Here is a 12049-nt window from a genome sequence, read left to right as displayed (position 1 = left end):
AGATCGAGTCACACGCGGATGCGGCGGAGTCGGGTTACCGGATGCCCAGCGCGGTACGGATAGAGCGCCAGGACAGCAGCTTGAAATTCTGCGCCCTGGGTGCGTTGTCGCCGTCCTGCGCCATGAACAGCCCTTCGGGATACTGCGGTCCGAAATCACCGAGCACGACTTCGATGCCGTCGGTATCGCTGGTGCCGCCGATGGCGCCGCCGTTTATCCGGAAGCGGCCCGCGGGCTTGCCGGTGGCAAGGTCGAACAGGGCATAGGCGTTGTCGCCCTGGCTCGAGGCGACGAGCCAGGCGCGGCCGTCGGCCTGCCGCGCGATGGCGAGGCCCTCGATATCGTCGACCAGGCCGTCCGCCTCACCCACGCGGGCGTAGGAACTGGCGGTCAGAGTGGGGGCGCCAAGCGGCACCTTCCAGATCGCCACGTCCTCTTCGGCGACGTAGAGTGTCTTCGTGACGTCATCGACGACGCAGCCCTCGGACTGGGTCGCGAACTTGACGTCGCGAAGGTGCTCGGCCGTGACCTTGCCGGCCTTCTCGACGAGGCGGCTTTCGGCGACGGTGCCGTCCTTGAGCACCACGTAGGCGCGGGCCAGTTCGCCTGCAACCAGCGGTGCGCCCATGCAGAAGCCGTAAGCCTCGGCCGGGGCATGTCCTGCCGGCAGGAACGATTCGGTGCCGAGCACGCTCAGCTTGCCTGTCGCGCCGTCGAGGCCGAACAGCGCGATGCGCGGCTCGGCGCGGTCGGTGCGGTCGCTGGCGCCGACGAGGATACGAGGCGATCCGTCCGCCATGCGCACTTCGCGCAGGTCCGCATTGTTGAGCGCACCGGCGGGCGAGAAGTCCTTCACTGCACCATCAAGGCCGTAGACGTAGAGCCCCGCCTTCTTGTCGGTGCCCAGGATCAGGCTGGCGGCCGGGTTCGCCGCATTGCGCCAGATCGCCGGATCGTCTGCCGCATCGGCGTTGCCCGTGCCTACGGGCATGGTCTCGCCCTCGGCCGGAATATCCGTTGCGGGATAGCGGGGGCGCGGCGCCTCGGGGGCGGTCCCCGTCGTCGCGCAGGCGGAAAGCAGGAGGGCCGGCAGCAAAGCTCCCGACCCCAGCTTCACGACATCGGCGATGCTCGTGAGGTTACGCTTCATCAGAACGACATCCTCGCGCCGAACTTCACGGTCGAGCCGTATTCCTCGTACTGGAGGAGACGCTGTGCGCCCGCGTAGTTCTGGTAGGCGTAGTACTTGGCGTTGTTCACGTTCACCCAATCCGCGAAGAGGCGGATGTTGTCGGTGAGCTTGTACTTGGCCGAGAGGTCCAGCTGGAAGTGCTGGTTGACGATGCGGTCCTGGTCCGCCGCGTTGCCCACCTCATCGAGGTACTTGTCGCGGAAGGTGCCGGCCGCGCGCAGGCTGATCGGACCCTTCTCGTAGCCGAGCACGACGTTGAAGGTGTTCTTCGACGACTGCGGCAGGTTGATGCGACGGGCGATCTGGTCACCTTCGTCGTTCTCGTAGAACACCGAGCCGCGGGCATAAGTGTAGGTATAGTTGATCTGTGTGAGCAGGCCGTCGAACGGTGCGGGCAGCATCGAGAAGACCTGGCTGTAGCCGAGTTCGATACCCGCGATCTCGGCTTTGTCGCCGTTCACCGCCTGCTCGACTTCGGTGTACTCTACGCCGTTGAAGGTGCCGCTGGCGGTCGAGGTCTGGTCGTAGATGTAGTCCTTAACCGACTTGTAGAAGGCCCCGAACGTCAGCGCGCCGTTGTTGGCGAAGTAGTATTCGAACCCTGCGTCGAAGTTCCACGACTGGTAGGGCTTGAGCGCCGGGTTGCCGAACGTGCCCTCGCCGTCCTCGTTGATGGTATAGCTCGGAGCCATGTCGCCAAGGTTCGGGCGCACCACGGTCTTGTAACCGGCAAAGCGCGCGACGAGGTTCTGCTGCGGGCTGTAGCGCACCGTCAGGCTGGGCAGCCAGTTGGTATAGTTGCGCTTGTAGGCGACCGGCGAGACGTCGATGACGGTGTCGCCGTCGTCGTTCTCCGAAACCGCGACGAGGTTGCCGCTCATGTCGTTATGGGTGCGCTCCATGCGCACGCCGCCGATCACGCGCAGCGTCGCGGAGTCCCAGCGCCCGAGCAGGTAGGCGGCGGTGACGTCTTCCTTGACCTTGTAGTCGCTGGTCGAGCTGTCGATCAGGCTGTCTTCCGGGTTCAGTTCGAAGCCGGCGCTGTTGGCGAGGTAGAAGTCGGCCGAACCGGTCTTGTTGGCGACCGGTCCCATGTCGAGCAGGCGATAGGTCTGCTTGCCCAGGACGTCGGCGAGGGTGAAGTCGCCGTCGTAGTCGTCGAAGCGGCTCATGTTGAAGTTGTAGGACTTCGTGCGCCAGCGGGCCTTGGCGCCCCCCTGGATGGTGAAGTCACCGTTGTCGCCCGCGAACGTGCGTGCGAGGTCGGCCTTGGCGGCCCATTCCTCGTCCTGGCTGTCCGACAGGGTCGTCAGTTCGAGGCGGTCGAACTTGTAGTCGCTCGCGTCATCGATGCCGCTCGAGGTGTAGGTCGGGAAGTACCGGCCGGAGTTGTCGACGGTGACGAGCGCGCCTGAATCGTTCTCGAAGTCGGCGGCGAAGCGCATCGGGTCGAGCGAGAAGGTCTCCTTCTCCGTCGACTTGGCGTAGCTGGCCTGCCAGTTGAACTTCCAGACGCCGGTGTCGGTGTCGCTGCCGATCGCGACGGTGCGGATGCGCTGGCGTTCGAAGCGGTCCTTGTGGTCGCGCTCGACGGTCAGCTTGTCGCCGTCATCGAGGTCGGCAGTGTCAAAGCTGACGGTCGAGCCCGAGGCGGTCGCGACATCGCCGAAGTCGCCGAAATCGAAAGTGGTGCGGCGGCGGTATTCATGGTCGTCGAACTGCGACCAGTTGCCGCGCACGTAGGCCTTGGTCGTGTCCGAGACGCGCCAGTCGAACGAGAGCGCCGCGTTGATGCGGGTGCGCTCCACGTCATAGTCGCGGTATTCGAGAGTTTCGCCATAGACCGCGCCATTGTCGTTCTCGGTCCAGTCGGCCATCTCGACATTGTCGGTCTCGAACTTGCGCTTGTAGTAGCTGACCGATCCGGCAACGCCGAAGTCCTCGCCGAGTTTTTGGGTGAAGTCGAACGAGCCCTTCGGGGTTACCTTGCCCGAGTAGTCGTTCCAGCTGCCCTCGGCGCTGACGTTGTAGCGGTTCTTCTTCGAATCGAAGGCGCTGGTGGTGTTGATCTGGATCGAAGCGCCGACGAAATCGCCGTCCATGTCGGGGGTGAAGCTCTTCTTGACCTCGATCGATTCGATCGTGTCGGCCGAGATCACGTCGAGCGCGACCTGGCGCACGTCGGATTCGGGGGCAGGCACGCGCACGCCGTTGAGCGAGGTCGAGTTGAGGTTCGGATCGAGACCGCGCACGGCCACGAAGCGGCCTTCGCCCTGGTCGTTGAGGATGTTGACACCCGGCAGGCGGCGCAGCGATTCCGCTACGTTCTGGTCGGGGAACTGGCCGACCGCGTCGCGGGTCAGGACCGATTCGACGCCGTCCGCCGCCTTCTGGCGCGACAGGGCGCTGGTCAGGTTTGCAGTCTGGCCGGTGACGAGAATGTCGCCGCCGCCGATCGCGGGGAGGTCGAAGCTGCCGTCGATGCGGCCCGTGGCGGGTACGGTGACGCTCTTGGTGGTCACTTCCGCGCCGACGTAGCGGGCCTCGAGCGTGTAGGTGCCTGCGGGCACGTCACCGAAGACGTAGGAGCCGTCGCGGTCGGTCTCGACCTGGCGGTTCAGTTCGATGATGCGCACGGTGGCGGACTGGAGCGCACGGGTGCCGGTGGCATCGTTGACATGGCCTGCAACTTCACCGGCATGCGCGATGGTGGCGAAGGAGGCCGAGGCAAGCAGCCCTGCGACGAGCTGGAGCGAGCGATTCATAGCTGGAATGGTTCCCTGAAGCGACGTTGTGTGTCCTTGAGGGCGGCCCGTAGGCCCGTTCCATGACGCTCACGTGATGAAACGAAGGCAGTTCGATGACAGTTGCCGCATTGCGGCAAGCACGCGAAAACGCGCCGTAACCAGATGGCCCGACGTCGAACTGTTTTCGATGAAAGAAAGGGGAATGGTGCTGCTAGGGAGGATTGAACTCCCGACCTCGTCATTACCAATGACGCGCTCTACCACTGAGCTACAGCAGCACATATTCCAGGCCCCGCAACCGGGGCACCTGTCTGCAGGGCCAGAAGCCTCCGAGACAGGGGGGCGCTATTGTCCGCGCGGCGTTCGATTGTCAAGCGCCTCTTGTGCTTTCTTTTTCGCAGCGGCAATGCAGCGGACCATGAACCCGCCGCAATCGCCTCGAAAACCCACGAAGGAAGAGCGTCTCGCCGCCAAGCTGCGCGAGAACCTGCGCCGCCGCAAGGCGCAGGCCCGCGCCGTATCCGGGCTCGGCGAGGCGGTTGAGGATGGCGAATCACAGGGCAGTAAACCGCCGCTGGCCAAATCGTCCCCGGAAAGCTAGGGGCTGCGCCAAGACCGCGTCGGTCCTGACAGTATAGGGAGCCTACATTGCCTCGCCTGATCCTGCTTCGCCACGGCCAGAGCCAGTGGAACCTCGAAAACCGTTTCACCGGCTGGTGGGACGTGGACGTCACCGAGAAGGGCGAGGCTGAAGCCCGCGCCGCCGGTGCGCTCCTGAAGGAAAAGGGCCTGCTGCCCGACGTCGCGTTCACTTCGCTGCAGACCCGCGCGATCAAGACGCTGCATCTGGCGCTGGAAGAAGCCGGTATCCTGTGGATCCCGGAAACCAAGGACTGGCGCCTGAACGAGCGTCACTATGGTGGCCTCACCGGACTCGACAAGGCGGAAACCGCAGCCAAGCACGGCGACGATCAGGTCAAGATCTGGCGTCGCAGCTTCGACATCCCGCCGCCGGTGCTGGAAAAGGGCAGCGAGTTCGACCTGTCTGGCGACGTGCGCTACGCTGGTATCGACGTGCCGATGACCGAGAGCCTCAAGGACACCATCGCCCGCGTCCTGCCGTATTACGAAGGTTCGATCGTGCCGCATCTCCATGCCGGTTCGACCGTGCTGGTCGCCGCCCACGGCAATTCGCTGCGCGCGCTGGAGAAGCACCTTTCGGGCATTTCCGACGAGGAGATCACGGGGCTGGAGATCCCTACCGGCCAGCCGATCGTCTATGAGCTCGACAACGATCTCAAGGTGCTCGACCGCTACTACCTCTCGGAGCGTTGAGCGTGACCGCGCCCGTCGCAATCGTCATGGGTAGCCAGTCCGACTGGCCGACCATGGTGAAAGCCGCCGAGATGCTCGACAAGCTGGGCGTCGCCTATGATGCCCGCATCGTCTCGGCGCACCGCACGCCTGAGCGGCTGGTGGATTTCGCCAAGAGTGCGGAAGCCGAGGGCTTCAAGGTGATCGTCGCCGGAGCGGGGGGCGCTGCCCACCTGCCCGGCATGGTCGCCTCAATGACGCACCTGCCGGTATTGGGCGTGCCCGTTCAAAGCAAGGCGCTGTCTGGCCAGGACAGCCTCCTCTCGATCGTGCAGATGCCTGCGGGTATCCCGGTCGGCACGCTGGCCATCGGTGAGGCGGGGGCGGCCAATGCAGGTCTGCTTGCGGCGGCGATCCTCGCCACCTCGGACGAGGCGCTGGCGGGCCGACTCAAGGAATTCCGGGCGGCGCAGACCGCAAGCGTGGCGGAAAAACCGGTTTGATGATGCCCATCGCTTTGCTGAAGTGCTTCGACACGCTCAGCACAAGCGAGGTAGGGTTTTAAAAGTTTCAGCACCAGATCCGCTCGCCCTGAGCTTGTCGAAGGGCACCGGCACAAGGCAGGCGTAAAGGCGTAATGATCTCTCCCGGCGAAACCATCGGCATCCTTGGCGGCGGCCAGCTCGGGCGGATGATCGCCATGGCGGCGGCGCAGCTTGGCTACCGCTGCCACGTCTACGCGCCGGAGGCGGACTCGATCGCCGCCGAGGTCTGCGCGCAGTTCACGTGCGCACCCTGGGACGATGCCGGGGCCATGGCGCGGTTCGCCGCAGACTGCGCGGTAGTGACCTACGAGTTCGAGAACGTCCCCGTCGGCCCGCTCGCGGCGCTGGGCGACACGCCGCTGCTCGCCCATGCCCGCGCGCTCGAAACGGCGCAGGACCGCCTGAACGAGAAGCGCTTCGTCACCGACCTTGGCGGCACGCCCGCACCGTTCGCGCCGGTGGACAGTGCGGAGGATCTTGCCGCCGCCATCGCCACGATCGGCTCGCCGGGCATCCTCAAGACCCGCCGCGACGGCTACGACGGCAAGGGCCAGTGGCGCATCATGACGCCGGAGGACGCTGCCGCGCTGGAGCTTCCCTCCACGCCGCTGATCTACGAGGGCTTCGTTACGTTCTTCGCTGAATTCTCGGTGATCCTGTGCCGCGGCGCGGACGGTGAGGTGCGTTTCTTCGACAGCGCCCACAACGTCCATGAGGGCGGCATCCTGTCGCTCAGCACCGTGCCCGCGCCCGCCGACCTGCTGGAACAGGTGCCTGCCGCCCGCGAACTCGCCACCAAGGTTGCCGATGCGCTGGACTATGTTGGCGTGCTGACGCTGGAATTCTTCGCCACGAAGGACGGCCCCGTCTTTAATGAGATGGCCCCGCGCGTTCACAACTCGGGCCACTGGACGATCGAGGGTTCGGTCACCAGCCAGTTCGAGAACCACGTCCGCGCGATCTGCGGGCTGCCGCTGGGTGACACCGGCCTCGCCGCCAAGGGCGTGGAAATGCGCAACCTCATCGGCGACGAGGCGCATGACTGGCCGACGATCCTCGCCGATCCGGCCAACCATCTGCATCTCTACGGCAAGGCCGCGGCGCGCCCGGGCCGCAAGATGGGCCATGTCACGCGGCTGATCCTCGACTGATGGCGCAGAGCGTCTTCCTCATCTACGCCCGCGCCGCCAATGGCGTGATCGGCCGCGACGGTACGCTGCCCTGGCGGCTCCCGGCGGACCTCAGGCGATTCAAGGCGCTGACCATGGGCAAGCCGATGGTGATGGGCCGGAAGACCTTCGAGAGCTTTCCCTCACCGCTGCCCGGCCGCCGCCACATCGTGCTGACACGCGACACCGGCTGGTCCGCCGGGGGAGCCGAGGTCGCGCATTCGGTTGAAGAGGCGCTGGCGCTCGCCAATGCGGGCGATGACGGCGGCGAAGTGGCGGTGATCGGCGGGGCGGAGATCAACGCCCTGTTCCTGCCGCTTGCCTCGCGCATCGAACTGACAGAGATCGCGGGCGCCTACGATGGCGACACCCTGATGCCGGAGCCTGGTCCTGAATGGCGCGAAACCCTGCGTGAGGAGCATCCCGCCGAGGGGGCGTTCCCCGCACATGCTTTCGTGACTCTCACGCGCGCCCTATAGCCTTCCGACCCATGATTCGCCTCGACAACCGCCAACCCGTTCCCGAATCCCTGCGCGGCGCCGTGCTGGCGCTGGGTAACTTCGACGGGTTCCACCAAGGCCATCAGGCCGTCGTGGGAGAGGCGATAAGCTGGGCGAAGGCGCAGGGCCGCCCGGCCATCGTCGCCACGTTCGATCCGCATCCCGTCCGCCACTTCAAGCCTGACGCCGAGCCCTTCCGTCTGACCACGCTGGAGCAACGGCAGGAACTGTTCGCAGCAGCAGGCGCGGATGCGATGCTGGTGCTGCACTTCGATTCGGCGATGGCGGCGATGCCCGCCGTGCAGTGGGTCGAGGAAATGCTGGTGCGCCACATGGGCGCGGTCGGCGTCGTTACCGGCGAGGACTTCACTTTCGGCCGGGCCAAGGGCGGCAACCCGCAAGTGCTGCGCGACGTCGGCGCGGCGCATGGGCTTGAGGGCCGTACCGTCGGCCCCGTCAGTGACGCAGGCGGCACCGTATCGTCCAGCCGCATCCGCGAAGCGCTCAAGTCCGGCGACTGCCAGCTGGCCGCACGCCTGCTGACGCGGCCGTTTGCGATCCGGGGCCGGGTGCAGCATGGCGACAAGCTGGGCCGCACTATCGGCTTTCCCACCGCCAACCTCGACATGGCGAACTACCTGCGCCCGCTCTACGGCATCTATGCGGTGACCGGGCGCATGCCCGACGGCCGCGTGGTTCACGGTGCGGCGAACATCGGCATCCGCCCGACGTTCGACCCGCCCAAGGAACTGCTGGAGCCGCACTTCTTCGACTTCGCAGGCGATCTCTACGGGCAGGAGATCGAGGTGGCGTTCCACCATTTCCTGCGGCCCGAGGCGAAGTTCGATTCGCTCGACGCGCTGATCGAGCAGATGGACCGGGACTGCGTGAAGGCCCGCGAACTGCTGGCGGGGCTCTGACGACGCGGCCAGACACCCCGTCACCCTGAACTCGTTTCAGGGTCCATCGGGCGGTTGGTGCCGGACTATCGCTTCACAAGGCCGCACTCGCGGTTTGCCATTCCAGACACCGGGCTCGCGGCGCAATGGACCCTGAAACAAGTTCAGGGTGACGCGGGCTGGGGACGGCGAGCCTTACCGAATCCTCGCACTTCCAACGATCCCGCATTTGCTCTAGTGCGCGTGCCACTATGACCGAACAGCGCGACTATCGTAGCACCGTCTTCCTGCCGAAGACCGATTTCCCGATGAAGGCCGGACTCCCCCAGAAGGAGCCGGGCATTCTTGCGCGCTGGCAGTCGGAAAAGATTTACGAGAAGACCCGCGACGCCCGCCGCGGCCGCGACAAGTTCGTGCTGCATGACGGCCCGCCTTATGCCAACGGCGACATGCATATTGGCCACGCGCTGAACCACATCCTCAAGGACATGGTCGTGCGCACCCAGACCCTGCTGGGCAAGGACGCGCCTTACGTTCCCGGCTGGGACTGCCACGGCCTGCCGATCGAGTGGAAGGTCGAGGAAGAGTACCGCAAGAAGAAGAAGAACAAGGACGAGGTTCCGGCGGAGGAATTCCGCGCCGAATGCCGCGCCTATGCCCAGAACTGGGTGAACGTGCAGCGCGAGCAGCTCAAGCGCCTGGGCATCAACGGCGACTGGGACAACCCGTACCTGACGATGGACTTCCAGGCCGAGGCCACCATCGTCGGCGAACTGCTCAAGTTCGCCGAGAACGGCATGCTCTATCGCGGCGCCAAGCCGGTGATGTGGTCGCCGGTGGAGAAGACCGCCCTCGCCGAAGCCGAGGTGGAGTACGAGGACATCACCTCGACCCAGATCGACGTGGCGTTCGAGATCGTTGAATCCAAGGTGCCCGAACTGGTCGGCGTTTACGCGGTGATCTGGACGACGACGCCGTGGACGATCCCGGTGAACCAGGCTTTGGCTTATGGGCCTGAGGTTACTTACACGCTGATAAATGCGAGTGACGATCGCAAGTATCTGGTTGCAGCAGATCTCCGTGACGCTTTCTTGGCCCGCACTGGCCTGCAGGAAGTTGATGAGGAAGACATGCCGGAAAGCGGCAAAGACCTCATCCAGTGGGTGCTCAATCGTTCTTACGCTGGTGCTAAGCTCGCCGGCACCATCGCCCGCCACCCGATGCACGCGCTCGGCGGCTTCTTCGCCGAGCCGCGTCCGCTGCTGGCGGGCGATTTCGTCACCACCGACAGCGGCACCGGCCTCGTCCACATGGCGCCCGACCATGGCGAGGACGACTTCGATCTGTGCAAGGCCAACGGCATCAACCCCAAGTTCGTGGTCGAGGCCGACGGCAAGTACCGCGAGGACTGGCTGTGGCTGGCCGGGCAGGGCTCGGTCATCAATCCGAAGTTCAACGCCCCCGACGGCCCGATCTGCTCTGACCTGCGCGAAGCGGGCGGCCTGCTGGCGGCTTCGGCGGACTACAAGCATTCCTACCCGCATTCGTGGCGCTCCAAGGCCAAGGTGATCTACCGCTGCACCCCGCAGTGGTTCGTGCCGATGGACCAGGCGATGACGCATATCTCGCCCAAGACCCCGGCCGACAAGCGCTGGGAGAACGAGGGCGGGGCGCTCGATCCCACTGAGGAAAACCTGATGGACGCGCCGACGCTTCGTCAGGCGGCGCTGCAGGCCATCGCCGATACCCGCTTCGTCCCCGACAAGGGCCGCAACCGCATCGGCGCGATGGTCGAGGGGCGCCCAGACTGGGTGCTCTCGCGCCAGCGCGCATGGGGCGTGCCGATCACGCTGTTCGTGCACCGCAAAACCGGTGAATACCTCGTCGACCCCGCCGTCAACGACCGTATCCGCGCCGCGATCCTTGCAAAGGGCGTCGACGGCTGGTCGGACGAGGCGGCGCAGGACCTGCTCGGCAACGCCTACGATGCCGAGGACTACGAGCGCGTCGCCGACATTCTCGACGTCTGGTTCGATTCCGGATCGACCCATGCTTTCGTCATGGAATCAGGACGTTGGCCCGACCTTCTGCGTCCCGAGGGCTATACCGGCCCGAAGGCGGACCTCTATCTCGAAGGCTCGGACCAGCATCGCGGCTGGTTCCAGTCCTCGCTGCTGGAGGCTTGCGCCACGCGCGGCCATGCGCCGTACAAGGCGGTGCTGACCCATGGATTCACCATGGATTCCAAGGGCATGAAGATGTCCAAGTCGCTCGGCAACACCATCAGCCCGCTCAAGGTGATGGAGACCAACGGGGCCGACATCATCCGCCTCTGGGCGCTCTCGGTGGACTTCACTGAGGACCACCGCATCGGTGACGAAATCCTGAAGGGCGTGGCCGACCAGTACCGTAAACTGCGGAATACCTTGCGTTATCTGCTCGGTGCGCTGGATGGTTTCAACGGCACCGAACGTGTCCACAACGTCACCAAGATGCCCGAACTGGAGCGCTACGTGCTGGCGCTGCTGGGCAAGCTGGACACCACGCTGCGCGAAGCGGTCGATGCCTTCGACTTCAACACCTACGTCCGCGCGCTGCTTGATTTCTGCAACGAGGACCTCTCGGCGTTCTTCTTCGACATCCGCAAGGACTGCCTCTACTGCGACGCGCCGACGGACCCGAAGCGCCGCGCCTATCGCACGGTGCTGGACATCCTGTTCCACGCGCTGATCCGCTATGCCGCGCCGGTGATCGTCTTCACCGCCGAGGAAACCTGGGCCAGCCGTTATCCTGACGGCGACAGCGTCCACCTGCTCGAATGGCCGGAAGTTCCCGCCGTCGAGGCCGACGACGCCAAGTGGGCCGAACTTCGCGCCCTGCGCGAAAAGGTCACCGAGGCGATTGAGCCGCTGCGCCGCGAGAAGATCATCGGCTCCAGCCTCGCCGCCGTCGTCACCGTGCCAGACAGCGCGCCGCAAGCCGATCTCGCCGAGCTGTTCATCACCGGGACAGTCACGCGCGGGCAGGGCGATGCGGTGACCGTCACCCCCTCCACCGACCACAAGTGCGGCCGCTGCTGGCGCCATCTCCCGGAAGTGACCGAGGACGGCGCGCTGTGCGATCGCTGCGACGACGTCGTGGAGCCGGCTGAATGAACCCCTGGATGAAGCGGGTGATCGGCCTGCTGGTCGCCGTGGTCGTCTATGCGATCGACCAGGGCATCAAGGGCTGGATCACCGAGGGCATCGATCTCGACCGGATCGGGCAGGTCTATGTCCTGCCGTTCTTCAACCTGACGTGGACGCAGAATTTCGGCGTCTCGCTCGGCCTGTTCACCGCGGGTTCGCCCGAGGGACGCTGGGCGCTCGTTGCCATGACCGGCGCGATCGCGGCTTTCGTGTTTGTCTGGATGCTGCGCGAGCGCAAGCTGCCGGAGATCGCGGCGCTCGGCATGGTGCTGGGCGGAGCGGCCGGAAACATCCGTGACCGCTTCGGCGTCGGCTATGTCATCGACTATGCCGACCTGCATTTCGGAGGGTGGCGGCCCTTCCTGATCTTCAATCTTGCCGATGCGGCGATCACCATCGGCGTCCTGATTATCCTTGCCCGTTCCCTGTTTTCGCGCGACAAGCCCGAGACAGAGGCGCAACCCGCCCCGATTGCAGATTAAACGCGAGTTGAAT

10 protein-coding genes and 1 tRNA gene are annotated in these 12049 nt (G+C 65.2%); 8 read left to right on the top strand and 3 right to left on the bottom strand.

Features of this window, described 5'->3' with window-relative positions:
- Positions 1–34: 34 nt before the first annotated feature.
- From ACODRZ_RS03940 to ACODRZ_RS03930, 3 genes are all read right to left on the bottom strand, one after another.
- On the bottom strand, positions 35–1150 hold the full coding sequence (locus ACODRZ_RS03940) for a phytase (RefSeq protein WP_488969557.1): 1116 nt from the start codon (positions 1148–1150) through the stop codon (positions 35–37).
- A complete protein-coding gene (locus tag ACODRZ_RS03935; protein ID WP_488969556.1) occupies positions 1150–3957 on the bottom strand; it encodes a TonB-dependent receptor in 2808 nt (935 codons plus the stop codon). Before ACODRZ_RS03935 ends, ACODRZ_RS03940 begins: the two co-directional genes overlap by 1 nt.
- Before the next feature lie 185 nt (positions 3958–4142).
- Positions 4143–4217: transfer RNA gene (locus ACODRZ_RS03930), tRNA-Thr, on the bottom strand.
- 140 nt (positions 4218–4357) lie between these two features.
- Between ACODRZ_RS03930 and ACODRZ_RS03925 the strand changes: the two genes are divergently transcribed.
- The 8 genes from ACODRZ_RS03925 (at position 4358) to lspA (ending at position 12036) form a co-directional block, all read left to right on the top strand.
- On the top strand, positions 4358–4540 hold the full coding sequence (locus ACODRZ_RS03925) for a hypothetical protein (RefSeq protein ID WP_488969555.1): 183 nt from the start codon (positions 4358–4360) through the stop codon (positions 4538–4540).
- Between the two features lie 47 nt (positions 4541–4587).
- Positions 4588–5274 (top strand): 2,3-diphosphoglycerate-dependent phosphoglycerate mutase, encoded by a 687-nt coding sequence (gene gpmA / locus ACODRZ_RS03920; RefSeq protein ID WP_488969554.1) that lies wholly within the window; start codon positions 4588–4590, stop codon positions 5272–5274.
- Positions 5275–5300: 26 nt separating this feature from the next.
- Positions 5301–5756, top strand: coding sequence for a 5-(carboxyamino)imidazole ribonucleotide mutase (gene purE / locus ACODRZ_RS03915; RefSeq protein ID WP_488969711.1), 456 nt, complete (start codon positions 5301–5303; stop codon positions 5754–5756).
- Between the two features lie 134 nt (positions 5757–5890).
- Positions 5891–6949 (top strand): 5-(carboxyamino)imidazole ribonucleotide synthase, encoded by a 1059-nt coding sequence (locus ACODRZ_RS03910; RefSeq protein WP_488969553.1) that lies wholly within the window; start codon positions 5891–5893, stop codon positions 6947–6949.
- Positions 6949–7446, top strand: a complete 498-nt coding sequence (locus ACODRZ_RS03905) for a dihydrofolate reductase (RefSeq protein ID WP_488969552.1) — start codon at positions 6949–6951, stop codon at positions 7444–7446. Before ACODRZ_RS03910 ends, ACODRZ_RS03905 begins: the two co-directional genes overlap by 1 nt.
- Before the next feature lie 11 nt (positions 7447–7457).
- Positions 7458–8387 (top strand): bifunctional riboflavin kinase/FAD synthetase, encoded by a 930-nt coding sequence (locus ACODRZ_RS03900; protein WP_488969551.1) that lies wholly within the window; start codon positions 7458–7460, stop codon positions 8385–8387.
- A 230-nt stretch (positions 8388–8617) separates the two neighbouring features.
- Positions 8618–11521 (top strand): isoleucine--tRNA ligase, encoded by a 2904-nt coding sequence (gene ileS, locus ACODRZ_RS03895; RefSeq protein WP_488969550.1) that lies wholly within the window; start codon positions 8618–8620, stop codon positions 11519–11521.
- Positions 11518–12036 carry a signal peptidase II gene (gene lspA, locus ACODRZ_RS03890; RefSeq protein WP_488969549.1) on the top strand — a complete coding sequence of 173 codons (519 nt, stop codon included), beginning with the start codon at positions 11518–11520 and terminating at the stop codon, positions 12034–12036. The genes ileS and lspA overlap by 4 nt, the downstream gene beginning before the upstream one ends.
- The last annotated feature ends 13 nt before the right edge of the window (positions 12037–12049 follow it).

The organism is Novosphingobium sp. FG90 (assembly GCF_057808725.1).
The sequence above is the reverse complement of the archived record's forward strand: the minus strand, read 5'-3'. Positions and strand labels throughout refer to the sequence as shown.